The sequence below is a fragment of the Pectobacterium sp. PL64 genome (genome assembly GCF_022477975.1).
In the GTDB taxonomy this organism is placed as follows: Bacteria; Pseudomonadota; Gammaproteobacteria; order Enterobacterales; family Enterobacteriaceae; genus Pectobacterium; species Pectobacterium jejuense.
On sequence record NZ_CP092070.1, the window covers coordinates 2,423,812 to 2,449,391 of the forward strand.

Annotated in this window: 22 protein-coding genes and 1 pseudogene; 10 read left to right on the plus strand and 13 right to left on the minus strand. The window is 50.7% G+C overall.

Annotation, left to right across the window (positions count from 1 at the left end):
- Positions 1-9: 9 nt before the first annotated feature.
- The 3 genes from HP572_RS10750 to HP572_RS10760 all read right to left on the minus strand — a co-directional run bounded on the left by HP572_RS10750 (position 10) and on the right by HP572_RS10760 (position 2,959).
- The gene (locus HP572_RS10750) at positions 10-861 is read right to left on the minus strand and encodes a DMT family transporter (RefSeq protein ID WP_240585613.1); all 852 of its coding nucleotides are present in this window, start codon (positions 859-861) and stop codon (positions 10-12) included.
- Positions 862-1,313: 452 nt separating this feature from the next.
- The gene (locus tag HP572_RS10755; protein ID WP_039503406.1) at positions 1,314-1,898 is read right to left on the minus strand and encodes a TetR/AcrR family transcriptional regulator; all 585 of its coding nucleotides are present in this window, start codon (positions 1,896-1,898) and stop codon (positions 1,314-1,316) included.
- Between the two features lie 653 nt (positions 1,899-2,551).
- Positions 2,552-2,959: a helix-turn-helix domain-containing protein gene (locus HP572_RS10760; RefSeq protein WP_039503408.1), complete on the minus strand. Its 408-nt coding sequence runs from the start codon at positions 2,957-2,959 to the stop codon at positions 2,552-2,554.
- 87 nt (positions 2,960-3,046) lie between these two features.
- On the opposite strand from HP572_RS10760, the gene HP572_RS10765 reads away from it, so the two are divergent.
- Positions 3,047-3,889: an SDR family oxidoreductase gene (locus HP572_RS10765; protein WP_039503410.1), complete on the plus strand. Its 843-nt coding sequence runs from the start codon at positions 3,047-3,049 to the stop codon at positions 3,887-3,889.
- 337 nt (positions 3,890-4,226) lie between these two features.
- Here the strand turns inward: HP572_RS10765 and HP572_RS10770 are convergent, their stop codons facing one another.
- Positions 4,227-4,871 (minus strand): 3'-5' exonuclease, encoded by a 645-nt coding sequence (locus HP572_RS10770; RefSeq protein WP_005967063.1) that lies wholly within the window; start codon positions 4,869-4,871, stop codon positions 4,227-4,229.
- A gap of 299 nt (positions 4,872-5,170) precedes the next feature.
- Between HP572_RS10770 and HP572_RS10775 the strand changes: the two genes are divergently transcribed.
- Both HP572_RS10775 and HP572_RS10780 read left to right on the plus strand, forming a co-directional pair.
- Positions 5,171-6,454: a nucleotidyltransferase gene (locus HP572_RS10775; protein WP_005967064.1), complete on the plus strand. Its 1,284-nt coding sequence runs from the start codon at positions 5,171-5,173 to the stop codon at positions 6,452-6,454.
- A 6-nt stretch (positions 6,455-6,460) separates the two neighbouring features.
- The gene (locus HP572_RS10780; protein WP_005967065.1) at positions 6,461-7,225 is read left to right on the plus strand and encodes an SLATT domain-containing protein; all 765 of its coding nucleotides are present in this window, start codon (positions 6,461-6,463) and stop codon (positions 7,223-7,225) included.
- Positions 7,226-7,598: 373 nt separating this feature from the next.
- Here the strand turns inward: HP572_RS10780 and HP572_RS10785 are convergent, their stop codons facing one another.
- The 6 genes and pseudogenes from HP572_RS10785 to HP572_RS10810 all read right to left on the minus strand — a co-directional run bounded on the left by HP572_RS10785 (position 7,599) and on the right by HP572_RS10810 (position 15,157).
- Positions 7,599-8,036, minus strand: coding sequence for a hypothetical protein (locus HP572_RS10785; protein ID WP_005967067.1), 438 nt, complete (start codon positions 8,034-8,036; stop codon positions 7,599-7,601).
- A 15-nt stretch (positions 8,037-8,051) separates the two neighbouring features.
- A pseudogene (locus tag HP572_RS10790) lies at positions 8,052-12,292 on the minus strand (RHS repeat-associated core domain-containing protein).
- Positions 12,285-12,728, minus strand: coding sequence for a DUF1795 domain-containing protein (locus HP572_RS10795; RefSeq protein ID WP_240585614.1), 444 nt, complete (start codon positions 12,726-12,728; stop codon positions 12,285-12,287). Before HP572_RS10795 ends, HP572_RS10790 begins: the two are co-directional and overlap by 8 nt.
- A 12-nt stretch (positions 12,729-12,740) precedes the next feature.
- A complete protein-coding gene (locus HP572_RS10800; RefSeq protein WP_240585615.1) occupies positions 12,741-12,887 on the minus strand; it encodes a hypothetical protein in 147 nt (48 codons plus the stop codon).
- 38 nt (positions 12,888-12,925) lie between these two features.
- Positions 12,926-14,521: a type VI secretion system tip protein VgrG gene (locus HP572_RS10805; RefSeq protein WP_305852627.1), complete on the minus strand. Its 1,596-nt coding sequence runs from the start codon at positions 14,519-14,521 to the stop codon at positions 12,926-12,928.
- A gap of 117 nt (positions 14,522-14,638) precedes the next feature.
- The gene (locus HP572_RS10810; protein WP_014700322.1) at positions 14,639-15,157 is read right to left on the minus strand and encodes an Hcp family type VI secretion system effector; all 519 of its coding nucleotides are present in this window, start codon (positions 15,155-15,157) and stop codon (positions 14,639-14,641) included.
- Between the two features lie 217 nt (positions 15,158-15,374).
- On the opposite strand from HP572_RS10810, the gene HP572_RS10815 reads away from it, so the two are divergent.
- The 3 genes from HP572_RS10815 (at position 15,375) to HP572_RS10825 (ending at position 17,434) form a co-directional block, all read left to right on the plus strand.
- Positions 15,375-15,596, plus strand: a complete 222-nt coding sequence (locus HP572_RS10815) for a hypothetical protein (RefSeq protein ID WP_240585616.1) — start codon at positions 15,375-15,377, stop codon at positions 15,594-15,596.
- Between the two features lie 40 nt (positions 15,597-15,636).
- Complete coding sequence (locus HP572_RS10820) at positions 15,637-15,885, plus strand: helix-turn-helix transcriptional regulator (protein ID WP_039478551.1); 249 nt, start codon at positions 15,637-15,639, stop codon at positions 15,883-15,885.
- A gap of 796 nt (positions 15,886-16,681) precedes the next feature.
- The gene (locus HP572_RS10825) at positions 16,682-17,434 is read left to right on the plus strand and encodes an NYN domain-containing protein (RefSeq protein ID WP_240585617.1); all 753 of its coding nucleotides are present in this window, start codon (positions 16,682-16,684) and stop codon (positions 17,432-17,434) included.
- 54 nt (positions 17,435-17,488) lie between these two features.
- On the opposite strand, the gene HP572_RS10830 is transcribed toward HP572_RS10825, so the two are convergent.
- A complete protein-coding gene (locus HP572_RS10830; protein WP_240585618.1) occupies positions 17,489-18,376 on the minus strand; it encodes a LysR family transcriptional regulator in 888 nt (295 codons plus the stop codon).
- Positions 18,377-18,513: 137 nt separating this feature from the next.
- Here HP572_RS10830 and HP572_RS10835 point away from each other — a divergent pair, with 137 nt between their 5' ends.
- Positions 18,514-19,476 (plus strand): AEC family transporter, encoded by a 963-nt coding sequence (locus tag HP572_RS10835; RefSeq protein ID WP_240585619.1) that lies wholly within the window; start codon positions 18,514-18,516, stop codon positions 19,474-19,476.
- Positions 19,477-19,539: 63 nt separating this feature from the next.
- On the opposite strand, the gene narP is transcribed toward HP572_RS10835, so the two are convergent.
- Positions 19,540-20,172, minus strand: a complete 633-nt coding sequence (gene narP / locus HP572_RS10840) for a nitrate/nitrite response regulator protein NarP (protein WP_039481103.1) — start codon at positions 20,170-20,172, stop codon at positions 19,540-19,542.
- 98 nt (positions 20,173-20,270) lie between these two features.
- A complete protein-coding gene (gene narQ / locus HP572_RS10845; RefSeq protein WP_240585741.1) occupies positions 20,271-21,989 on the minus strand; it encodes a nitrate/nitrite two-component system sensor histidine kinase NarQ in 1,719 nt (572 codons plus the stop codon).
- Between the two features lie 249 nt (positions 21,990-22,238).
- Here narQ and napF point away from each other — a divergent pair, with 249 nt between their 5' ends.
- Genes napF through napA form a run of 3 tightly spaced genes read left to right on the plus strand, consistent with a single transcriptional unit; the run spans position 22,239 to position 25,575 of the window.
- Complete coding sequence (napF, locus tag HP572_RS10850; protein ID WP_240585620.1) at positions 22,239-22,775, plus strand: ferredoxin-type protein NapF; 537 nt, start codon at positions 22,239-22,241, stop codon at positions 22,773-22,775.
- Positions 22,772-23,092 carry a chaperone NapD gene (gene napD, locus HP572_RS10855; RefSeq protein WP_240585621.1) on the plus strand — a complete coding sequence of 107 codons (321 nt, stop codon included), beginning with the start codon at positions 22,772-22,774 and terminating at the stop codon, positions 23,090-23,092. The genes napF and napD overlap by 4 nt, the downstream gene beginning before the upstream one ends.
- Complete coding sequence (gene napA / locus HP572_RS10860; protein WP_240585622.1) at positions 23,089-25,575, plus strand: nitrate reductase catalytic subunit NapA; 2,487 nt, start codon at positions 23,089-23,091, stop codon at positions 25,573-25,575. The genes napD and napA overlap by 4 nt, the downstream gene beginning before the upstream one ends.
- The last annotated feature ends 5 nt before the right edge of the window (positions 25,576-25,580 follow it).

Sequence of the window (25,580 nt, forward strand, 5' to 3'; positions counted from 1 at the left end):
CAGCCAGTATTATTTGTTATCTGCACATGCAGGCCGTATGACCAGCCCTATTCCAGAAAGTACAGCGATCATGGCTATGCTCATTCTCCAAGTAAGTGCCTCTCCCAGAAATAGAACACCTCCGAGCATGGCGATACAAGGCACACTCAGTTGAACTGCACTGGCAGTAACTGACTCTATTCGTGGCAACAGTGCGTACCAGAGGACATAGGCCCCGGCAGATGCGGCAGCTCCAGACAAAATAGCCAGACCAGCACCAGTAAAGTCAGCACGGATAGAAACGCCAAAAAAATAGGCAATAAGAAGAGAAAACGGCACTGCAAGCATGAAGTTTTTGGCAGTGGCCTGTGCCGGGGAAACTGTTGAACGGCCCCTGATTGAATAGGCTGCCCAGGCAAGGCCCGATACACCCATTAAAACGGCGCTGCCAAGTGGCGGAGTGCTGCTTGCTCCAGGGAGTAAAAGCAGAGCCATACCGACAAGCGCCAGTGTCAATCCTGCAGCCCTCGCAATAGTGAATTTCTCTCCCCGCAGGAGACCGTAAATCACCATGGTTAACTGCACCACCCCAAAAAGCAGGAGAGCACCGGTTCCTGTATCCAACTGAATATAAGCAACGGAAAAAAAGACGGCATATATCATCAACAGAAAACTGTTAATCACATTCAAACGAGAATGAACATGACCTACCTTGCGCCGCAAGAAAGGAAGCAGCACAAGAGCGCCGCTAATGAGACGAAGATTACTGAAGCTGACAGGATCAATATGGCCTCCTTTCAGGGCAAGACGACATAATACTGAGTTGGCAGCAAACGCCGTCATGACAATTATCACCTGAAAAACCATCGAACGACTGAGCATTGAGCTAACTCCACATTGAAACACAAACTAAATATACCTACTAGATGGTAGCCTATCAATACAACAACGAAAATCGATAGCCCCACCTTTTATGATTCAGTAAGAATGTGATTGAAGTCGAATAGAAAAACTACAACGAAGATAATTTCCGTTAGGTTGACTGGAAAGTGGAAAGAAAGCGTAGACGTCGCTCGTGTTCATGCCCTAAATACGCACCACTCGCGCCAGCGCGTGCATATTTAAGGAGTTTAGGCCGGTCTGGATGAGACTCTTAGCACCAAATACATCAGTACTGGTATATATCACCAGAGCTTTCAATTCGTTATGAAACCGGGGTCTGCCAACCCGCATCATGCATCCTGACGGGAACGTACTTAAACAAATTAATGCTGTGACAGGTTTTTCAGACTACCGTAATGCGTTTGAACAGGTCACTACGATACTCATTCCGGTCAAGCAGTATAGGCCCCATTAGCTGTTAATATAAAAAGGATTTGCTCTAGGCTGTCCTCGAAAATATTCGCTTTGTGCGTAGCCCGAGCCACGACACTGGCCCCTTCACAGATATTCAGTATGATGAGTGCCGTTCTATCGGGATCAAGTGATTGTGATACTTCACCGGAGGCGATCCCCACAGAAATAATCCGAGTCAGCCAGTTAATCTGGAAATCGAAGTAGGAAGTCGCCTGTAACTTGATATTGTCAGGCAGATTAGCCAGATCGGCCGAGAGTGCACAGCACAGTGGTAACAGGTGCGTGCGATAGCCTTCAGCAAAAATTTCCACATAGTCTGTCAGACGATCACGAACCGACGCGGACTTGCTCTCAATACTCGAAAACACCACGCTACTTTCTTCAATAGCCCTAGCTACCACAGCTTCACCAAGGATATCCTTGGTCGCGAAATGATGATGGATACTAGCTTTGGTAATACCGATTTTTTTGGACAAGTCGGCGTAACTAAAAGCCGAATAGCCACGCATACGCATCAGCAGGTTGGCCTCGTTCAGAAGCCTGTCACGAGTCAACAGGGACATTTCAAAACCTCAATATCTATAAGTATGATAAATTTTACATTCCTACATCTCTCCCTACAAGCATTCTTAAAATATCATCCAGAACGCATACATCCAGGTAGAAAATGTAGTGGTCAATAAAACTGGCCATGGTTTTAGCGTTCTTCCAGAACAATTGTTCTGATTCATTCGGCGTCAGTCTGACATTATCCTGGTGGGGACGGAGCTGACTGTAATAATCATTATTGAATTAATAACTATCAACACTAGGCATTGCTATTAACTAAGTAGTAATCTGAAGTCACAGTTAAATTCGATTAATCGCGAAGATGAAGCCAAATAGCAAAGAAAAACCATTATCATGATTATGGTAGACATAAGATGAATGGTATTGATAATACATAGACCAACGTCATCCTAGGCATGCTTATACATAACGCTCACAGGCGAACTAAATCAATGAGAAAAAAGCTGACCCAGAATGAAAAGCGAAGGTGATTATGGGCGTTAGAGCACATCAGGAAATAAATCGCTAAGGTTCGCCAGAATAGACAAGTCCATAGCCCCCTAACAATGATGTTACTTGTCAGCTCAAAAAACCAAATACATTTATTTTATACGGGAAAATATAAATTTCGCATAATTTTAAAATGTAAATGGTGTGATTAAATCATCTAATCAAGAACTTTCTGCTTTTTAAATGGGCATACGTCTGTCAATTTTTTCTCCGCTATAGAGCCAGAGATATCGGGAAATTGCGATAAGTTTTCATCAGGAACCGAGTCTCCCCACTCTTTCATGGCTTCCAGAACAGTGTTCAATTTTTTTCCCATGTCAGTAAGCTCGTATATTACTCTTGGTGGTGTTTCAGCAAAAGCAGTGCGCGTAACTAGGCAATGCTTTTCAAATTTTTTTAAGCGATTGGTTAGTGTATGGGCACTGATACCGGGAAGTGCGTCACGTAGCTGGGTAAACCTCTTGGGCCCAGTAAGGAGTTCACGAACGATGAGTGTTGCCCAAGGGCCATCCAGCAATTCTAAAAAACGAGCAACACCACAGCATGGTTTTTTTTGATTTCCCACTTAAAAATCTCCATTAGTGCATTTGACGTAACTGATGCAATCATAGCACTATCATAAATTCCAAACACTACTGATAAGGTATGATTTATGAAATTTATCATTCATGGCGCAACAGGTGCTCAAGGTGCTCCGTTATATAATATGTTGATTGCAGAAGGGAAAAATGCGGTTGCTGCTGTACGTAACCCTGCAGATATCGCAAACGGGCAAGCTGTAGCAGTAGATATGTCATCCGTAGATTCTCTTGTTAAGGCGTACACAGGTGCTGATGGTGTGTTCGTTCATTTACCATTAGGGTCAGAAGACCAGCGTCTTCATTATGCACACACTATCGCCGAAGCTGTTGGTAAGGCGCGACCAAAACGAGTGGTTATTTCCACAAGTGGCTGGAAGCTGGAAAGCAGCAGCGATAATAGGGCTTTGCCTGCATTGGTAAGTGGGATTGAAAATACTGGCATTTCTTTAGCTATCGTTGCCCCCGTTCAATACCTTGAAAACTTATTGCTGCCGATTGTCACTGAAGCAGTAAAACAGGAACATAAACTACCTTATCCACTCAGGGATGACTTTCCTGTTTCATGGTGTTCCCATCTGGATATAGCAGATGTTGCAGCAGCCTTGCTGACTAATTTTTCATTAACAGGTGTTATTAGTGTAGGTATATTGCCAGCCGTCACTGGCACAGAATTAGCTTTGGCTTTTTCCAATCACTATGGTTATGAAGTTAAATATGAAAGCCAGACACCGGAAGAATTCGGTAAAAAGCTATCAGTATTATTTGGAGAAGCAGCTGCTGCTGAAGTCGCCGCTGCTTATGAGGCAAAAGCTAAAACAAAAAATGCTGCAATTGATCAAAAAACAAGTTCACAGGAACGACTAGGCTTACCAATTCGAACTGTTGAAAAATGGTTGAATGATATTGGAGCATAGACTATTAATGATAGTATCCTTATAAAAACCGAATGTATATTTATACTTATATGACATATTCTTCAGAAAAAATATGTTATATAAAGAGGTATTGATTTAGTAGTGATATTTCTTATGATAGTATCACTACTTATTCATACAATTTCTATTAATAAAATACATCTTATGCATTAACACACCAGAAAATGTGCCTTTCAGGTAGCCAAACAATTCACTCTTGATCAAATTTCGGGGATAGCATCATGTCTGCTGCTGCCATTCATAGACAGTCGCGTTCTGCCTAGGCTTCGAACCTTGCAGGAATCTATTCTACATCAACTGGTGTTGAGCCTAACTGCTATAGCGTTTCAAGCAGCTTGGTCACCAACAGTGCTACATGACGGGAATCATCCAACGCTCTGTGGTACTGACCTTCCCAAGTGATTTCTAATGACTCCACGGCTTTCTTCAAATCCGGCGCCGGTGTATCGAAAACATTACTGTAGAACAAATCAACAGGCAGATGCTTGAGGTCATTGAGAGATGATTTAACACCGAGCCTTACGCAGTCACGTTTAATTTGGTCAGCATCGTAAGTGCCCCAAGAGCACCAAACCACACCCTCTATTAAAAACGGCTGCAGCAAAGTATCCACTATCTGGCTAACCTTCGAAAATGGTTGGGCACTATCTACATCATTCTGTTTGATCCCAGTGAGTGCCTTACAAAACGGTGTCAAATCAGGGTGAATAATTGGCTGGACAAACTGAGAGAAATTGGTCACTACCTGGTAATGCTGTCGTAAGTCCAGTGCAACAATCCCAATCTCAATAATTTCCATTTCCTCGGGAGTGACCAGTAATGAATGGCCTGCTCTATCAGCAACACTCATGCTTTTTGGGTAGTCGTCACAAGTTGCCTCAACGTCGAGACAGATCAGATAGCGCGATCCAGATAACTGATCTCGAAATATCTCAACTGCTTGTCGTTTCTTAAAGTTCATATCTAATCTCCGTTGGCTTGCCGCTGTCCTATCCAGAGTCCCCACACTACTTTGTCGTAGCCAAACAAAGCGTTGTTGAGCCGACTCCTTCCGTGATTTCCAGCGCAGGTTGAAATTTCATCGCTTGAATAGCGGAGATGAGCTGTTTACACTTAACAGTCAAACAGCATGCTCTTACAAGTAAAGTGCTCGATTTTTTATATTTTGGTGCCTATATACCGCCACCTTATTATGGATGCAGAACTTGGGTTGTGGGCATGCCGATCTGCTAACACCCATAATACATAAGGATTTGAAAATTGAGCATCGCTGAAAAATTCCAGACGTTTCTGGAAAATATAAAAATTGATAACGGCGAACAGATAAGCGGAAAATACGGTGACATTACGTCTTGCCTAAATAAACGATTCAGGAACACAGATTCCTCCATTGCCAATAATCTGCAGGTAGGATCCTATGGCCGTTGGTCAGCCATACGCGGTATTTCAGACTTGGACATGATCTATATCATGCCTGCAAGCAAATGGGATGATTACAACATAGACGGTGGTCAATCAAAGCTGCTCACCGCTGTCAAAGACACCTTGAAGGCTAGGTATCCCAGAACAGATATCTATGTGGATAGCCCTGTGGTAAGGGTGCTGTATACCAACTTCCATGTAGAGGTACAACCTGCATTTGAACAAGAGGATGGAAGCTTCAAATTTCCTGATACGCGTAAAGGTGGAACTTGGAAGATAACCAAGCCTCGAGCCGAAATTAAGGCCATGGCGGACGCGAATGCCGAAAAGAACAGGAATCTGCGTAGATTATGCAAAATGGCAAGAGCCTGGAAAAATAAACACGGCGTGGCGATGGGTGGTCTGCTGATCGACACCCTGGCACACAACTTTTTGAATTCCACTACCGAATACGATTCCAGAAGTTATTTTTATTACGATTGGCTGAGCCGAGACTTCTTCAAATACTTGGCAGATGAACCAAAAAAAGAACGTTATGCAGCCTTAGGTAGCGGGCAGCATGTCAAGGTTAAGGAATCTTTCCAGACCGCTGCCAGCAAGGCTCACCAACTTTGCCTCGAGGCTATTGATGCCTCGGGAACCGACGGCGAAAACGCAAAATGGCAGAAAGTCTATGGCAACCGATTCCCAGCATCAGAGAAACAGATTGCTAAAGCATCGGCACGTTCCTTCCGCGAGACTGAAGAGTTTGTGGAAGATCGCTTCCCGGTCGATATTCGCTATAAGCTTAAAATCGATTGTGAAGTCACTCAAGCAGGATTTCAGCCGGGCAAGTTGCGCTCTATGCTGCGGAGAAACTTCAAACTGAGTCCTAAAAAGTCCCTAAAATTTGAAGCAATCGATAACACAGTGCCGGGTAACAGCCAGATGTACTGGAAAGTTCTAAATCGTGGCGAGGAAGCCGAGCGCCGGGACTGTTTGCGCGGCCAAATCGTAAAGGATAGCGGCCACTCTACAATATCGGAGCACACTAATTTTGCTGGCGACCATATCGTGGAATGTTACGTCGTCCAAAATGGGGTCGTTGTGGCCAAAGACCGCATTCACGTTCCAATTGAGTAGGGCTGTATGAATAGAGAAGCATTTCTGAAATCTACTGCTGAAATCGGCTACAACGTTGGTATCGGTTGTAAAAAGCACTGGGCCACTCTGGATATCGTAGATAAAGTTCCGGGCTTTATCGGATTCATTTCAATGGCTGTTGGTATATTTGCATTAGTTATTGACGAGCTGAGTGCAAAAATTCCGTCTGCCATAATGCTGATATTCGGTATCTGTGCGATCTATATATCTTACTATGACCATAAGAAACCTGATTATGAAAAGGCTGCCCAGTATTTAACAAAAACTCTCGAAAAACTGCGTGACTTGTATAGAGAGGTACAGAGCTCTAATAGCCCACCGACCACTGCTCAACTAAAACGACTAGATGATCTTCGTAACGAATACTATCAGCACTGCTTGAGCAAGCAGATCCTGTTCAGTGACTGGTACGCGCATTATAAATTCTTCTGGCAGCATCAGATCAGTTGGATGGATGAACAGCTGAAGTTTAGATTTTTCCGCGACAAGCTACCACTCTCGCTTATGGTTTGGTGCGTTATCGGGTGTATTGGCACCGTTTACTACCTGCAGGGAAAAACTATTCTTCTTGTCGATAAAGAAAACAGCTTATGTGCTATGCAACAGCACCAACCACCTGCTCTACCGAAAGATGTAGCTGAAAAAAGAAAGTTACCAGTCCTGATGATACCGACAGGCCACAAGAGCGTTCACGACCTACAATTTAGTGCACATGATGACAACCTTTGCCATCTTTTTCCACCATATTAACGGAGTTTCAGTAGTGGTGAACTAGACGGTATTCGGCGTAATTTAGAATGCACTTAATATGCTAACACTATAGATCCAGTTGCTCCCAGCCCTTATGTTCCCCCAGTCAACGTCGCGGTGGTGCCATACCCCAGCTATATGGCCGCCGTCCAACAGGTATTCCCCATAGGTCCTGGCCACAGCGTTTAGCGATGATCCACCCTAACAAATCATAGTCGCTCAATCGGTATGTCTACCCCCTAAGCTGGTTACGTATTAAAAAGACAGATTTATTAAATAATTTTGACTATTCAAAAAATCTGCCATTTTTCATTTAATAATCACGATATTTACGAAATAATAAATTCTATGCCATTTGAATTTTACAGAAAACTCAATTCTTCGACATTTTATTCAAGTAAAAATCAAGGTATTTTTTAGGTCGTTCCTGAAAAGCTCTTTTCTTTCCGTAGCTATACGCATCATGAAAATGTTTATAAGCCATATCATATTCTTCTAACTCATAGCAAACCATCCCAAGATCAATTAACGGAGCCGTATCTATATCTGACCCTCTGGTTTGCAATGCAATTCCTGCCCATTTTTTAGCCTCATGAAAATCCTCCATGTCGAAATATGCACTATATATACACGCAGAAATCCAACTGGCAATTTCCCAATCTAGCTTTGGTTCAGGGAGTAATCGCCAAGCTTCATTATATTCTTCTAATGCCTGCCCATAAGATTTTTTATCATGAAGGTGATTACCCTTTTCGACTACAGATACTATTAATTCCTCTAGCTCTTGACTTACATCAGAAAGAATCTTCATTACGCACCTATTTAATCATAGAAAGTATTGCGAGATTTCCGCAGGCCCAATAAAATCACTTGGATTTCTATATCTATCAGGCAGGCTTGCACCCTGAGAACGGTTATGTCCAAAATACTCTAACTCATAGTTTTTGGGGTCCCGCATAAAGGCTCTGACTTCTTTAGACTTCGCCCCATAGTACCCACCCTTTTGATTCCAATATTTAACAGCATCAGTTAAATGAGCCATATCAGCATCCTGAATACGATACCACTTACTATCAGTTGAACTTTTAAATTGCATCCTATCACCAGAACCACGAATGCGACCTTCTCCACGCATTCGCTCAATAACAGCTCGCCCTGTTTTAGTCTTTTTACCTGGAGTTCTTCCCATATAAGTAAGACGGCAAGATGCCAACCCAAACGGATCAACCCAACAGGTCGGATTCTGGACGTAACCGTAGTTATTCTCTCCCCCCGCTATCCCTATCGGGTCTGGCGAGATATAACCACCACCACTTGGATCATAATAGCGGAACCTGTTATAGCATAAGCTACTTTCAGCGTCACGGTACTGCCCCGCAAAGGCCAGTCCCGGATCAAGACTTTCAGTATTATCTGTATAACGCTGGCCCCATAAGTTGGTGTACGGAGTCTGCCAGCCTGCGGTTCACCATTATGGCCGCTGGTGACAAAATCCGTTTCCCAGTTCCCCTCCACAGTTTGGCGCTGCTGCACCAACAACTCCCAGCCGTTATGCACCCAGTGACGGCGGCTGATAAGCTGGTTGTCGCGATAGTGCCGTACTTCGGCAATCTGGTCGCCGTCCCACAGGTAGTGAATACCTTCAGCTTTCTGGTCACAGCGTTTGCCAATACGCCGCCCGAACGCGTCGTAGTTGTAGAGCCAGCGTTCGCCGTTCGGTGTATCGACTCCCCGTAACTGATTACGGCTGTCCCAGCGGTAGTGCCATACCTGCGGCCGATAACCCGGCTGTACCACCTGTTTGCGTATCAGCCTTCCGGCCTTGTCGTACTGGTAGTGAGTGTTGTCCTGCTGAGTCAGCCTGCCCGCCTGCCATTCGGTGAGTCGTGCGGTATCCTGCGGCAGGCCGTTGCGGGTATAGCGGTAGGCTTCGTCGGTTTCGACCGCACGCCCTGAGCCACCGCTCAGGACGGACAGCACGCGTCCGGTGGCGTCCAGACGATAGCCCCGGGTTTCACGGTTATGGCGAACGCCAGCCAGGTTGCCTGCGCCGTCGTACAGATACTCCCTTGTCTGCGAAGCATGCAGACGACCATCCTGCTGCTGACCGCTCATCTCGCGCGTTAGCCAGCCCATCACGTCATATTCACGGTGCTGGACGAACGCCCCGCCTGAACGGGAGGATTCTCGCCCAGCGGCATCATGGACAAGGGTGAGCTCTGCGCCGTCCGGTAGCTGCACCTGTTGCAGTTCACCTGCCGCACTATAGCGGAACGTGCTGGTCAGTGCGCCATCGCGCTCATCTTCCCCGGCCAGGGTTCGTGTCACGGTGCGTGCGGTATCGTCAAACTGTCGGGTGAGCAGGGTGCCGTTCAACCATTCCTGCACCACCCGGTCACGGAGGTCATACTCCAGTTGGACATGACTGGTAGCGGAGATGACCTCGGTCAGCCTGCCTGCGGCGTCATAGCGGTAATGTAGAGTATCGTCCGGCGCGGTTTCTTTGATGAGCAACCCGCGTCCGTCATACAGGAAGTGGCGGGTTTCGCCTTCTCCATTATGGATGGCGATGCAGTTGCCGTCTTCGTCATAGGTGTAGTGGGTGTCGGTGCCCGCCATATCCCGTTCGCGGATGACCCGCGCATCGGCATCCAGCCACCATTGCCAGCGGTTGCCGTCCGGGGCGACAACGGCGACCAACTGCTGGCTCTCTTTGTCGTACTCGTAACGCCAGGTGCGATCTTGTGCATCCGTTCGCGAGGTGAGTAGGTCAAAGGGACCGTAGCTCTGGCGCCATACCGCGCCGTTGCCGTCCACATAGCTCAGCAGGTTGTTATGCTTGTCGTACTGGCGTTTTTCTTCTTTCTCGTCGGGGCGTATCAACTGCTCCGGCAGTTTCCAGCTCGCACGACGATAACCCAGCCGATAGGTTGCGCCATCCGGCCGCTGCCAGGTGGTCAGTCTGTCCTGCTGGTCATAACGTAGTTGCTGGGTACGGGACTCCGCATCCGTGGCGCTCAGCAGGCGCTGACGGTGGTCGTAAAACAGGCTGGCCTGTACCTGACCGTTCTGGTCGCTGACCTCAGTCAGCAGACCGTAGCGGTTCCAGGCAAAGCGTACTTCGCTGTTTTCCGGCCCGGTCAGGCTCTTCGGGTTGCCTGCCTCATCGAACGCCCATGCCCAGTTGCGTCCGAGCGGGTCAGTAATACCGCATAACCGCTGTGCGTCGTCGTAGGCGTACTGCCATTGGTGGCCGCTGCCGTCGGTGAAGGTGCTGACCAGTCCGGTATCATCCAGATAGGCAAATTCCACCACCCGGCCCGCCGGGGAGATTTCCCGCAGCAGATTGCCCACATTGTCATACTCATAGCGGGTAAGATGGCCGAGCGGGGATTTTTCCCACGCCATCAGGTACAGGTCATTGAAGCCATATTCACTACGTTGGCCTAATCCGTCAGTCATCACCACACGGTCGGCCAGGTACTCAAACTTCGCCGTCAGGTAGCCGTCGGCACAGGTGGTGTAGACGCATCTGCCCTGATGGTCATACTCATAACGCGCCCAGGTTTTGTCGTTGTCGTGCCAGCGCGTCAGTCGGTTTTCTTTGTCGTAGTCGTAAAACAGATGATAGGCATGGGCGGCATCGGCCTCGACCAGTCGGCCTTGTTCATCCTGCCGGTATTCGGCCAGCACGGTTTTCTGGCCACCGTCAATGCGCTGCACCTGGCGCAGAAATTCCCCCTGCCACACCAGCAGCAGCTCGATGCCGTCGCTGTGCCGTATCTTGCGCAGATAGCCTTTGGGGTCGCGGAGAAAGTCGATTCGGTTATGGTGGTTGTCGGTAATAGCCGACAACAGCAACTGGTCACCCTGTTTGACGGTAAAGGCCCGCCAGGTCTGGCTGTCGCGGTGCCACAGGTGAAAGCCGTTATGCCGCCGCAGCAGTTTGAATTCGGGGTATTCGGCGCAGTACACCACGGTGGCACCCAGCCCGAAGGTGAAATCAATGTCATAGCCCTGTGCCAGCGTAATAGTGACATGAGTGTCACCCTCATCCTGACTGACGGTAGCGACCTCGCTCCAGCTATCCTGCCAGCCACGGCCTACTAATCCGGCATGTGAAGAGGCGGTACGGTAAGTGCGTTCAAACACCAGCGGGATGGTCTGTCCCAACGCCAGGTCGATACGATTTTCAATCACTTCACCGCTGGCGATATACACCGGGTCTTTCTTGAAAGCTTTAGCCGCTTGTGTCACCCGCGCCCGGCCCTTGTTCGCCTTAAATGCACGAGTGGCACAGCGTGTCTTTTGCCTGAGACGCTTACCTGCCCAAAGTGCACCAGCGCCCAGTCCTTTCATCACCGCTTTGGGGCCGCGAAAGAATAACTTCCCCAACCCGCGAAACAGGCCACGGGTCGGCGGTACCAGAAATTCTACCGCAATCAGCAGCGCTTTTTGCCAGCCACTGAATTCGTCCTGTATCTCCAGTACGGTAGCCTGGCCGGAGCCAAAGAACACCGTCGATGCCCCGTCCTTGATGGTGGCACCACACACGGTTTTATCACCAATCCGTGCAGCCGGATGACCGTTCACGAAGACAGTTTCACTGCCTTGCGCAATCAGTTGCGGACCGTTGTGTTTGGTGCATGCCACGACATCGACTTCAGCACGGGAAACCGGACTCCCTTCCACCGACACATTCGGTGAACCACTGTCCACTTTCCCCGCAGGCGGTGAGGCACTGTCCACCATGGCGGATACCCGACCACTGACCGCCGATATCAGGCTTCCCGCCCCCAGCACCGCCAGCCCACCGACCACGGCAATCGCCAGCCCACCGGTAACGCCTACCAGGGCAACGGCCACTGCCGCGACCGCTGCTGCTACCAACGCCCCAGCCACGGCACCGAGCAGTGCTCCCAGAAAGCTACTGTGTTTGATAGGCTTGCCCGGCGAGGTCGGCGGCGAGCCGCTACCGGGTGTCGGTAAGTCGGGTGGCAGTGTGGGCCGATTGCCCGCGTGCATAGCGCCGACACGCGCAATACGGGCCAGGATTTCATCACGCATCGCCGCTCTCCATCCCCTCCGATGTGGCAGGTGCAGCAGCGTTGAATGTTTCGATCACCGCCAATAATGCTTTTTTACGATCATCACTCAGCACGTCAGCGGCGGTAATGGTGAACGTCAGCAGCAGGTTACCACGCACCTGCATCACCACCACCTGATGCATCTGGCCTTCAGGTGACTGCCAGGTGTATTCCAGCGCCGGGGCTGGCGCACCCGACAGTGTCAGCTCCCAGGCTTGCACTTCTTTATAACCATTGAGATGGGTAGAAAACTGCTCCAGCGTTTTCTGATACACCCCGTCCGGCGTCTGACCGGGTTCGGTCGGGGTGCGGTTAACCACCAGGTTAGTGGTTTCATCCGGCAAGACAAAAACGTGCAGGGATTCATCGCGCCACTGCGCAGGAATGGCGAGCGTGCCTTCGTTCATCTGATACATGTTCACGTGTCCTTAATTCAAATCGATACGGGTGCCGTTCAGCGTCAGGTTATTCCCGACGATCTCAATATCACCGCTGTGTTTGATTGAGATATAGCCCGCACCCGTACCAATCTGAATGCTGCCATCTTCGGCGTGGATAAAGATATCGTTCGTCACCCTGATACCGTTTGCTCCCCTGAATTTCAGTAATCTGATCACCCCTGGTTTTGCTCCGTGGGTCTGCCCACGTTCTCGCTATGGTTGGCATTCACCGAGGTACTGCGGTTATTCAACACCACGGTGTTCATGTCTTTCTGGGCATGGATAAACACTTCTTCCTGACCGGCCTGGTCTTCAAAGCGCAGTTCGTTAAAGCCCTCGCCCTTGTGCGTTGACGTGCGTAGTGAGGTGCGTGTCTTGTTGGCCGGCAGTGGATACGGTGAGGGATTGGTGGCATGAAAGGTTCTGCCCGTCACGATAGGCTGGTCCGGGTCGCCTTCGAGGAAGCTGACAATCACCTCATGGCCGATACGCGGGATGGCTATCAGGCCGTACTGGCCACCGGCCCAGCCCTGGCTGACCCGTACCCAGCAGGAGCTCTGGTCATCGCAGGAGCCGTATCTGTCCCACGGGAATTGCAGTTTCACCCGGCCGTACTGGTCGCAATAAATCTCTTCACCCGCCGGGCCGACAACGGTCGCGATCTGCGGGCCGTCTACCATCGGCTTGTACGGCAGGTCGGCGCGCCAGGTGGTGCTGGCTTTTACGACCTCGAAGCTGTTGCTGTAGGTGGTCGGTTCGCCGCCGCTTTCTTCTTCCAGCGCCTGCGGCTGCTGCCCGCTGTGGGTGATGGCAACCAACTGCCAGCCGATGTTGAGTGCCAGATTGGGGTGTTCGGTTAAGGTAAAGCTGCTGCCAGGCATCAACATCGCGGCATTGGATTCACCGGAGCCGGTCATGGCATTCGCGCGTAACGCATCCAGCCGGTAGCCGGTAAAGGCCTTGCCGCTCGGGTCTTGTTTAAAACGCCCGGGGTAGTCATAGTGCTGATAGCTTTCGCGCTGGTGCGCCAGCTCGCCGCTCATCTTGCTGTGCAGCAGGCCGTAGGCGGGGGTTTTGAAGCTGTAATCCTTGAGGGCGACTTCGGCGGTGCTGACCGCTTCGGCGTAGCGGAAACGGCGGACATATTCGCCTTCGCTCAGCCCCTGCGTGGCGAGGTTGAAGAACAGCTCCGGGCCTTTGCTGAGCGCTCCGGCATCATCGGCAAAGACGACGCGATGTTTGCCTTCCTCAAACTCATGGAAGAAGTACAGCCCTTCCTCTGCGGCCAGTCGGGTAATAAAGGCTAAATCGCTTTCCCGATACTGCACGCAGTATTCGCGCGGGGCGTGGTCGTGACGCAGTGCAAAGGCATAATCGGTAATGCCAGACTCTTCCAGCAACGTACCGATAATGACTTCCGGCTTTTGTGCCTGAAAGAGGCGGGCATTGGTACGCAGCCCCAATCGCCACAGTGCCGGGCGAACCTCTGCCTGATAGCGGGTTCGGCGAAAGCCAGTGTCACCCTGCGCGAAGGCACTGATAATGCCGCTCACGCGCCTCTGGAGTTCGCCTTCATACCACACCAGCAGCTCACAGGGCTGGTCGAGTACCGTACCAAAATCGACATCCGGCAAGGCACTCGCCAGATTCAGCGACAGGGCAAACGGCTGGTTAAGTGCCTCGCTGAGCTGAAAATCCACCACGGCAAAGGTTGAGGCGGGCAATGCACCGACCTTTACCGTGAACTGTAATCCTGTACTGTTTGCCATCCGTCCTCCTGATGCTGTCATCCACACTCAGGCATGGCGTGGCTCACGCCACAGTTCATGTTGGCATCACGTTGAGACAAATGCAGAAAACCCGGGCAAGCCCGGGTTAAAGAGGAATTACGCTTCGACCGGCGCACGCCAGTCATCGGAACCAGAAGTTCCTGCAACGGTGTGTTCCCAATCGATTTTGCGGTAGGCCAGCGACACTTCGATCAGCTGGGTGTAGTCCAGCTTCGCTGGATCCTGGCAGTGTGGCATCTGGCAGTTAACGTCAACGATGGTGGCATCGGTCAGTACGGTAGAGAAGAAGTGCTCTTGCTTACCTTCAACCGACGTGCGGTACCACTTCAGCGTGACGGTCGGCAGCATTTCGCCGGAAGCCAGAGCGTTGTACATCAACGGGACGGCTTTGTTCAGCGCCACAGTGAACTTGAACGGTTTGTGGACACGCTGACCAGACGGCTGACCAGACTGTGGGTCGGTCGGCACGGTGACCACGTGCTTGAATTCCTGTACCAGCATTTCGTCTTCGTGGCCTTCCACATAGATGTTGCCGACAGAATCAGAGGTGAAGGCACCTGCGGTGATGTTGCCCTGCGTTTTTCCTTCGATGCTGATATAGCATGGAGTTGGCATAGTCTTGCTCCTTGTTGTTGAACGTGATGAGTAACTTCACGCCCCGTATAGCAATCCGTATGCCAACTTTTATCTGATTGTTTTTACTGTTAATTTGCTTAACTCAAATTTTCCCTAAGCAAAATTTGAGCAAGAAATTGCGCAGACTTCGCGAAAAAACGGCATCCATTGCGCAAAAAGTGATTTATGCCAGAAAGTGAGCAAGAAGTTGCGCAGAATGCGCAGTTATGCTGAAAGTTTGAGAATGCTGCAAATTTCACTTATCTTAGTTATGCCTTTGGCAAAATCCATTGGCGGGGATTTGCAGCCCCAAACCATGTTTCCCATCAGCGTTCACGCGCTGGTGTGCTTGAGTACGTCTGTTATGGCGGTTCAGGCAGGGGAGGATTCGTCCTCGCCGGAACTTGGAAACATGGCCGGTACTGCAAACCCTGTCTGAATCGCCACCAGCAGTAAGACTCAGGGTTAATTCTATGACGATGAATAAGCAGGACTGGCACAACGCCGATATCATTGCAGGCCTTCGTAAAAAACACACCACACTGGCTGCTCTATCCCGACAAGCAGGACTCAGTTCTTCTACCCTCGCTAACGCACTAACGCGATCCTGGCCAAAAGGTGAACAACTGATAGCAAATGCACTCGGTGTGGAACCTGCTGAGATCTGGCCCAGCCGGTATTTCGATGACGATGGCAATAAACTGGAAAGAAAAACCAGAAATCGTTAATTCATGATGCTATTGATAAAAATTTGCTGACGAACCAAAAATTATCCGCTTCGCTAGGGAAGCGGATAAAAAGCATAAATCTGCACACCATCAAGTAATATGCACTGGAAGTATCTGGCCCTATATCATAGCCCCAGCCAAAACAATTGTTTCTACTACTATGATACTTGAGAACATCGTTCTGCATAGAGCAACCTCTGAGTTGCTCTACCATCAACTTCCTGATGTACATATTCTCAACTAACTGAGTGATTCCCTTTCGCTTCAGCAATCACGGCCTTCTGTATTAGCGGAAAGCTATGAATATGAACATGCTATCTGACCGGAACCGTTCTGATAGAAGCGCTTACTGCAACCTTGCTATGGCTTTAAAATAAGTCCATAATGAAGTCCACTAGTTATACTAGTGATAAAATAAATTTTGTTAAATCAAAGAGTCAGATACTGGATGTTAGTCCACTCGGTCGTACCAATTCATGTTCTGTAAATATTACCCTACGCCCGTAGGTTAATGAATGTGAGTTGAAATTCTCCCTACTCGTATCTTGTTAGTTTCGTCTAAATTAAGTTAAATTAAATCTAGTCCGTTTTAATGCTCATTCAGCTGTCTTCCATATAAAGTTAATGGATTAAATGGCATACCTATCTGGTTATAACAAATTACTACCACTCACGCTTTTTGTGCGTTGGGTCGTTTGTAAGTCACAGTTTTATGGTTCTGTTGCACACAAGCCCCCCACAAAACCACAGCAGACAAATTGCCCTTGAACACACACTAAGTTACAAGGAGGAACGAGTGAAAGATAAAGAAAAAATTGCAGTATTTATTGATGCTGATAATGCTCCAGCAAAAAAGATTGATAAAGTTCTCTCTGAGCTTGCTCGCTATGGCGTGGTCAATATCAGAAAAGCTTATGGGAATTGGAAAAATCAAAACCTTAAAGCATGGGAAGATGTGCTGCATGAGTTTGCTATTCAACCAATTCAGCAATTTGATCTAACAAAAGGGAAAAATGCCACTGATATGGCATTAGTCATTGATGTTATGGATGTTTTATATACAAAAAATGTTGATGTCATTTGTCTTGTTTCATCTGATTGTGATTTTACACCGTTGGTGACGAGAGCTCTAGCAGACGGTAAATTCGTTATTGGTTTTGGTGAACGTAAAGCCCCAGTCGCTTTTGTTAATAGTTGCTCTCGTTTTTTATATTTAGATGATGAAATTGGGATTGAACAACCAATTCAAAAACAAAGCCGGAATATTAAAAGCGACACCAAGCTCATTAATTTGCTACGACAGGCTATCGAAGCTGTGGAAGATGAAGACGGTTGGGCGATGCTTGGACCTATTGGTACTCATATTTCTAATCATGCGTCTTTTGATCAGAGAAATTACGGATTCAAAAAACTAAGTGATATATTCATGGCAATAGATTTGTTTGAAATGAAAAAGACAAATGGTTCTGTATTATGGGTCAGAGATAAGAAACGAGCAAAACAACTTAATAAGACAATACAGCCAACCGCTAACGCATCTATTAATTAAAATATCATCATATTAAATACAGCAATACCGCCGCGAACTAAACCCAGCCTCAGCCTATTGTGCCAATGCCCGATCGATATAGCGGGTAAACTGTTGGTAGAGTTTACCGGGTCGCGTCACGCTGAGCACGAGCTGAATCGCAGGAACGCTGGGAGCGCCATCTTCCGGCCCCAGAACATACAGCGCGTCGAACAGCGCGCTCTTCGGCAGTAAACCAATCCCCAGCCCCTTTGCCGCCGCGCTGCGGATATTATCGAAAGACCCGCTCACATAAGAAAAGTAGTATGGGCGTCCGACATGCTCCAGCGCAGAAACCGCGCACTTCCGAATCACACAGCCATCAGGGAACGTGACGAGAGGGACTTCATCCATCTCACTGAAATTCACCGCACCGGAACTGACCCAGTGAAGAGATTCAACCCGCAAAATTCTTTCTGTTTCAGAAATCAGCGGCTGTCCCGCCAGCCCTTTGAGGATCACGACATCCAGGCGTTGCTGGGCAACCATCGAAGACAGCACGCTCGATGACGCCGCCGTGATTTCCACCTTTAGGCCAGGATTCCCCTCAAGACATAGCGAAATGATTTCGTGCAGATTCTTAACCTCGAAATCATCTGGGACGCCGAGCGCTACGCGGCCTGTCATCGGGGATTTCTGCAATGCGCCGATGGCCCGATGCGTACGTAGCAGAATGTCACGCGCGGCAGGCAGCAACTGTCGCCCTTCTTCGGTCAACCCGAGAATGTGTCCCTGACGCCGTTCGATGAGGCGACAACCGACATCCTCTTCTAAGCGCTTCAGGCCAGCACTCAGCGTTGATTGCGTCCGTCCCAGCTCTTCACCCGCGCGTCCGAAGCCGCCGCACTCCGCGATGGAGACAAAGATACGCAGCTGCTCCAGCGTGATACCACGCCCTTCTATCCGCTCGACCTGTGCTCGCACCGTTATCCTGACCTCTTGAGATTATCGTTATTGATTAAATCAATTATGAAGACATCATAATTCATTTAGCGATTTATGAAACACCCCGCAAAATCCACGGGTCGATATCTTCAAAAATATAAAAAAGAGGCCCATCTATGTTCTTGATTGTCGTCCCCTTATTTCTGGTGATTCTCGTTGGCTACGTTTATGGAAGATCAAAACCCGACAGCGGCCAAGCAGATAAGTTAATCAACGACTACGTCCTGTATATCGTGCTGCCAGCCTTATTGTTCATTGCCGTGGCGCGTGCCGACACCAGCGATCTGAAACAGTGGGGCTTTATGCTGTCAACGCTGATCGGAATCGTAACGTCCTACATGCTTGCCACATTGCTGGCGAAGCGCATGAGGATCGGATTGCCCCACTCCTCCCTTCTTAGCATGGGCGCGTGTTATGGCACCACGGGATACATGGGCGTGCCGATGTTGATTTCAGTCTATGGCGAACAGGCGGCACTCCCCGCAGCGATGGCAACCATTCTGCACAATATCCCCGCCATCATGGCCGTGATCGTCAGTTGGGATGTGTTTTCTACACGAGCGGCAGACGCAAATACGCGACTGATTCACAGTGTGGGAAACTCGGCGCTGACGACCGTGAAGAATCCATTAACGATCTCGGTGCTTGCCGGTCTGGCTTTCGTCCTGCTCGACATTCAGATCCCCGTCGTCATCGAATCCTTTGCGCACTTTCTGGGCAATGCTGCGGGCCCCACCGCGCTATTTGCTCTCGGGCTGGGCCTTGCCAGACTAAAGGTAAAAGAGCACCTGAACGTCACGGTTAGCAAAACGGTACTACCGATGGTTGTGCTAAAACTCGTGATACAGCCTGCCATCACGTTCGCGATAGCCGTCTATGTATTCGGGATGGGTCACTCTCAAGGGATCTGGCTGGCAACTGCCGTGGTCATGGCCGCGCAGCCAATTGGCGCTGGTGTGTATGTCTTTGCTAAGAAGTATCACTATCAGCAGGATGTGATCGCGTTATCGATTATCGTCTCGCTACTGCTCGCACTCGTCACGATTCCCGCAGTATTGAGCCTTTTTCCGCCTCCGTGAATAACCGTCTGGGCTTCTGGCAATGATTCGGAAGCCCTATTCACACTGTCTGTTTCAACGGCCCTACTGGCCGCGCGTTTCCAGATACAGCACCGTGGCGGCGACGCGGGAGCGTACGTTGAGTTTGCGCAGCATGTTGCGGATATGCACTTTTACCGTCTCTTCTGAGATGTACAGTACACTCGCAATTTGCTTGTTGGATAGCCCAGAGGCCACTTCCTGTAGCACATCCAGTTCGCGCTCCGTCAATACGGTAAAGGGCGACGGCGTGTCCTGTATGGCGATACGGTGACGCAGCACGTCCCGCACCTGCTCACTGAAGGCATCACCGTTACGAATGGCCTCCAACAAGTGTTCTGGAGCGCTGTCTTTAAGCAGATAGCCATCGGCACCCGCATCCATCAGCGCATAGATATCGCTGGGCGCATCGGAGACCGTCAGCACAATCACACGGGCGCAGATCCCATCGCGCCGCAGCGCGTGGAGCGTATCCAACCCGCTCAATCCTTTCATGTTGAGATCGAGCAAGATAATATCGGGAGAATCCCGATTCGCGAGACTCAGCGCCTCCATGCCGTTGCTAGCTTCCCCGATCACATCAAAAATGGCATCGGTTGCCAGTAGCTGACGGATTCCCCGGCGCATAAGCGGATGATCGTCGACGATCAAAACACGATAAGATGGTTTTTCTGACATGCCCAGCCCCAATGTAATATGGATCTTATTATTTTATTTATGATTATGGTCTATGATTTATCGCCGTCATACTTCAAGCGGCCTGTTTCCCACTCGACTTATTCCGGATAGAGATTGTTCGCGTTGTCGCGTTCACGCGCAGTCGTTGGCGTCGAGAAACAGACGCTAACCTGCGTTCCCCCTTCAGGGTGGAGGCCAATAGAGAGCTTTCCTCCTAACCGTTCGGCGCGCTCCTGCATAATATTTAAGCCGTAATGTCCCGCAGGCTCCTCCTGACTGATAATACCGCAGCCGTCATCACGAATATCAACACAGTGACGACCATCAGGCTGCGTACGGCAGTTGACAGTAATCATCGTCGCCTGCGCGTGTTTAATGGCGTTCAGCACCGCTTCACGGATGATTTGCAGCAAGTGAACCTGCTGTGAGGCATCAAGCGCCTGCGTAGGGATCCGGCAATCAATCGCGATGGTCGCCGGGGTCTGCGCACGCAGTGGCTCAATCATTTCCTGCATCGCCGCTGGCAAATCGGCCTGCTGTAGCGTCAGCCGGAACGTGCCCAGCAGTTCACGCAGTTGGCGATACGCATCGCTGAGCGCCTGCTCGAAATCGGTGATGATCTGCCGGGCCTGCGCATTTTCTTCCGCTACCGAACGCTTTAATAACGCCATCTGGATATTCAGATAAGAAAGCACCTGAGCCAGTGAGTCATGCAGTTCACGCGCGATAGTGGCACGCTCTTCCATCAGTAACAGCTGCTGATAGTGCTTCTGCGCCTGATTAAAATAGAGCCCGCGACCCAGCATAGTAGCGACGCTTTCCATCAGCTGCGCCGACGGCTGTTGCGTTGATGCCTGCCAGCGTAGCTGTCCAAACTCGACCTCTTGCAAGCGAATGGGCAAGGTCTGCCATGCAGCCTGCTCGTCCGGCTGGCCTTCACATAACCGCCAGTTTTCCCCGACCCGCATTTCCAGACAGCCGACCGTTTCATAGCGGCGAACAATTTGCAGTATCTGCTGAAAGCAATGCCGGTCTATCGTGCTGACGTTCATCGCCTGAGAGCAGTTGTACAGCACCTTCAGCATGCGATTCACTTCCTGCAAGCGCAGCGTTTTCTGCCGTACCTTATCTTCCAGAGAGCGATAAAGTTTTTGCAGCTCGTCAGTCATACTACTGAAGGTTTGCGCCAGTAAACCCAGTTCGTTAGGCAGATTAACGTCCAGCCGCGAATGGGTAAAACGCCCCTTCTCGATGGATGCACAGGCCGCCATCAGCTTATTCAACGGCACGACCACCTGACGACGGATGCGACGCAGCGTAAAGAAGATCAGTATATAGATAGTGATCGAGCCAATTATTGATGTCACAACGACTATCATCATCTTGCGTTCGGAATAGTGCTGCAACGCCAGCACAAAGAGATCGATCTGCGTAACATAGCCGACAATATTGTCCTGATACCACCCCCGATCCCCCGCGCTCAGGCGCTCATCCATCGTTTTCCAGCTCTGCAACAGCGCGGCATAACGATCGCGCACATCGCGCGGCACATACCAGCGATCTAGTAAGTGAAAAACTGGCGAATCCAGCGTTTGCGCATAGAGGCGGCGATGCGGTTCTAACGCTGCACGATCTCCCTGTAGGTCATATCCCATACGGTAGCTTTGCATACGCATGGAACCGGCCACGTTGATCGCTTCCGCATCGCGTAAACCGCTGGCTAACGTCAGCAGCGCAATGCCCGTCGTCAGGAATGAAAGCAGCGCGATATAGAAAAACGCGCGCGCCAGGCTGGTAGAAACAGGACGTTTGACCATCACAGCGAATAATCCTCTTTGGCATCACACCTACTCTAAATAAGTAGATCAGCATTTCAGCGTACTATCACGATCCCCACACGCTCCCGCAAGCCAATGAGACGCGAATCCCACATAAGCTTGATCCGGCACCACCATTTACCTCTAAAGGGTGATTATCGCATACACCCCAAGAGGAATAGTGTAACCCCTACAAAAACAGCGTGTTTTTATTGGATATTTCATTGAGCACCAGAGCGACAAACAGCCATGACTAACCTCTCCCGGCGTTCCCTACTGACTGGTGGCCTACAGCGGGCAGACAACGCATTGCGTCCGCCGTGGATCTGTGCGGAAAGCCAGTTCCTGAGCCAGTGCACGCGCTGCAACGTCTGCGTTGATGCCTGCGGTTCGGGAATTATCCAGCGCGGTTCGGGCGGTTTCCCCACCATCGACTTTCAGCGCGGCGAATGCACGTTCTGCTACGACTGCGCGCGTGCGTGTCCACAAGCACTGTTCGCGGAGAGTCACACCCCACCGTGGGAATACCACCTGACGATCCAAGATGCCTGTTTGTCGCTGCATCAGGTGGAATGCCGCAGCTGTCAGGATGCGTGTGAAACCGGGGCGATAGGGTTTCGTCCCACCCTCGGGCGCGTTGCCGCACCGTCAATCGACAACGACGCCTGTACCACCTGTGGCGCATGCATTTCCGGGTGCCCTGTCGGTGCCATGTCGATGAAAAAAATCACCGCGGGATATCACACCGCGCCAGCGCGTCTTCCGACGCAACAGGAAAACCGATGAGCACAGTCTGGCATGTTTGCAGTGTAGTGGTTCACGTCAACACGGCACAGTTGGCGGCCGTTGCCGAGGCGCTAGCGACGCAGCCCAATGTCGAGGTGGGTGCCAGCGATAGCGATACCGGAAAAATGGTCGTGGTGCTGGAGTCAGATTCAGAAGACACGCTGTTAAAACAAATAGCGTCAATACGCGAACTTACAGGCGTACTGGCGGTTTCGCTGGTTTATCACCAGCTTGATGAACCGTCTTTCGATGAACAATCTTTTGCTTTCGATGAACAACCTCTTGATCAACAAGCTCAGGGTGAGGAAATACCATGAAACTCAGTCGACGACACTTTATGAAGGCGAACGCGGTCGCAGCGGCAGCCGCGGTCGCAGGCATCACCATACCTACTGCGGTGCGCGCCGTGACCGAACAGTCAGAGGCTATCCATTGGGATAAAGCCCCCTGCCGCTTCTGTGGCGTAGGCTGCGGTGTACTGGTCGGGACGCAAAACGGCCGTATCGTCGCCAGTCAGGGCGATCCCGAAGCGCCGGTTAACCGCGGATTAAACTGCATCAAGGGCTATTTCCTGCCAAAAATCATGTACGGGCAGGATCGCGTTACCCAGCCTTTGCTGCGTATGCGCGACGGAAAATTCGATAAAGAAGGCGAATTTACTCCGATCTCCTGGGATCAGGCGTTTGACATCATGGCGGAGAAATTCAAAACCGCCCTGAAGGAGAAAGGTCCGAACGCGATAGGGATGTTTGGCTCTGGGCAATCAACGATTTGGGAAGGCTATGCAGCCGCCAAGCTGTTCAAAGCCGGTTTTCGCTCCAACAACATTGACCCCAACGCGCGCCACTGTATGGCATCCGCGGTCGTCGGTTTTATGCGCACCTTCGGTATGGATGAACCGATGGGCTGCTACGACGATATCGAGCAGACCGATGCCTTTGTGCTGTGGGGCTCCAACATGGCGGAGATGCACCCGATTCTCTGGTCGCGCATCACCGATCGCCGCCTGTCGAACAGCAATGTTACGGTCGCCGTGCTGTCCACCTATCAGCACCGCAGTTTTGAGCTGGCGGATAACGGTATGGTGTTTACGCCGCAAACCGATCTGGCCATTCTCAACTACATCGCCAACTACATTATCCAAAACAATGCGGTGAACGAGGCTTTCTTTACCCGCCACGTGAACCTGCGTCGAGGTGTGACCGATATCGGCTACGGGCTGCGTCCGACTCATCCGCTGGAGAAAGCAGCGAAAAACCCAGGTTCCGATGCGTCTGAGCCTATGAGTTTTGAAGAATACAAAGCCTTTGTCGCTGACTATACGCTGGAAAAAGCGGTCGCGATCAGCGGCGTTCCCGCCGACCAGTTAGAAGCGCTGGCAAAACTCTACGCCGATCCGAAGAAGAAAGTGATCTCCTACTGGACGATGGGCTTTAACCAGCACACGCGCGGCGTTTGGGCGAACAATCTGGTTTATAACATCCACCTGCTGACGGGCAAGATCTCTCAGCCGGGCTGCGGGCCGTTCTCGTTAACCGGTCAACCGTCTGCCTGCGGCACTGCGCGTGAAGTCGGCACCTTCGCCCACCGCCTGCCTGCGGACATGGTGGTGACCAACGAGAAACACCGCGCGATTGCAGAAAAACTGTGGCAGCTACCGACAGGTACCATTCCTGAAAAGATCGGCCTGCACGCCGTTGCACAAGATCGGGCGCTGAAAGACGGCACGCTGAATGCCTACTGGGTGATGTGTAACAACAACATGCAGGCCGGCCCGAACATCAATCAGGAACGTATGCCGGGCTGGCGCGATCCGCGTAACTTCATCGTCGTTTCCGACCCCTACCCGACCGTCAGCGCGCTGGCTGCCGATCTGATTTTACCGACCGCAATGTGGGTAGAAAAAGAAGGAGCCTACGGCAACGCCGAGCGTCGGACGCAGTTCTGGCGTCAGCAGGTTAAAGCGCCGGGCGAATCAAAATCGGATCTGTGGCAGGTCGTAAGCTTTGCCAAACGCTTCGCCATCGAGGAAGTGTGGCCGGAAGAACTTCTGGCACAGAAACCAGCTTACCGTGGCAAAACGCTCTACGACGTGCTGTTTGCGAACGATGTCACCACGCGCTTCCCGCTCAGTGAATTAGCGGAAAACCAGCTGAACGATGAATCCCGTGACTTCGGTTTTTACCTGCAAAAAGGCCTGTTTGAAGAATACGCCGCGTTTGGCCGTGGACACGGTCACGATTTAGCACCGTTCGATGACTACCACAAAGTGCGCGGGCTACGTTGGCCGGTCGTTAACGGCAAGGAAACTCAGTGGCGCTACAGCGAAGGGAACGATCCTTACGTCAAAGCAGGAGAAGCCTACCGTTTCTATGGCAAACCGGATGGCAAGGCGGTGATTTTCGCGCTGCCGTACGAGCCTGCCGCCGAAGTGCCGGACGACGAGTACGATCTCTGGCTCTCCACCGGTCGCGTGCTGGAACATTGGCACACCGGCAGCATGACGCGCCGCGTACCAGAGCTGCACCGCGCCTTCCCCGAAGCCGTGCTGTTTATGCACCCGCAGGATGCCAAAGCGCGCGATCTGCGGCGCGGTGAGAAAGTCCGCATTATCTCGCGCCGTGGTGAAGTCGTATCGATTGTTGAGACACGTGGCCGCAATAAGCCGCCGCGTGGACTGGTGTATATGCCGTTCTTCGACGCCGCGCAGATGACCAACGTCCTGACGCTGGATGCCACCGATCCGCTGTCGAAAGAAACGGACTTTAAGAAATGCGCCGTCAAGCTGGCTAAGGTATAGCGCAC

Coding starts and splice junctions, on each gene's coding strand:
- napD (WP_240585621.1), top strand. CDS start 22,772: ATGAGCACAGTCTGGCATGTTTGCAGTGTAGTGGTTCACGTCAACACG.
- HP572_RS10835 (WP_240585619.1), top strand. CDS start 18,514: ATGTTCTTGATTGTCGTCCCCTTATTTCTGGTGATTCTCGTTGGCTAC.
- HP572_RS10795 (WP_240585614.1), bottom strand. CDS start 12,728: ATGTATCAGATGAACGAAGGCACGCTCGCCATTCCTGCGCAGTGGCGC.
- napA (WP_240585622.1), top strand. CDS start 23,089: ATGAAACTCAGTCGACGACACTTTATGAAGGCGAACGCGGTCGCAGCG.
- napF (WP_240585620.1), top strand. CDS start 22,239: ATGACTAACCTCTCCCGGCGTTCCCTACTGACTGGTGGCCTACAGCGG.
- HP572_RS10755 (WP_039503406.1), bottom strand. CDS start 1,898: ATGTCCCTGTTGACTCGTGACAGGCTTCTGAACGAGGCCAACCTGCTG.
- HP572_RS10770 (WP_005967063.1), bottom strand. CDS start 4,871: ATGAACTTTAAGAAACGACAAGCAGTTGAGATATTTCGAGATCAGTTA.
- HP572_RS10765 (WP_039503410.1), top strand. CDS start 3,047: ATGAAATTTATCATTCATGGCGCAACAGGTGCTCAAGGTGCTCCGTTA.
- HP572_RS10810 (WP_014700322.1), bottom strand. CDS start 15,157: ATGCCAACTCCATGCTATATCAGCATCGAAGGAAAAACGCAGGGCAAC.
- HP572_RS10820 (WP_039478551.1), top strand. CDS start 15,637: ATGAATAAGCAGGACTGGCACAACGCCGATATCATTGCAGGCCTTCGT.
- HP572_RS10805 (WP_305852627.1), bottom strand. CDS start 14,521: ATGGCAAACAGTACAGGATTACAGTTCACGGTAAAGGTCGGTGCATTG.
- HP572_RS10785 (WP_005967067.1), bottom strand. CDS start 8,036: ATGAAGATTCTTTCTGATGTAAGTCAAGAGCTAGAGGAATTAATAGTA.
- HP572_RS10815 (WP_240585616.1), top strand. CDS start 15,375: ATGCGCAGTTATGCTGAAAGTTTGAGAATGCTGCAAATTTCACTTATC.
- narQ (WP_240585741.1), bottom strand. CDS start 21,989: ATGGTCAAACGTCCTGTTTCTACCAGCCTGGCGCGCGCGTTTTTCTAT.
- HP572_RS10780 (WP_005967065.1), top strand. CDS start 6,461: ATGAATAGAGAAGCATTTCTGAAATCTACTGCTGAAATCGGCTACAAC.
- narP (WP_039481103.1), bottom strand. CDS start 20,172: ATGTCAGAAAAACCATCTTATCGTGTTTTGATCGTCGACGATCATCCG.
- HP572_RS10750 (WP_240585613.1), bottom strand. CDS start 861: ATGCTCAGTCGTTCGATGGTTTTTCAGGTGATAATTGTCATGACGGCG.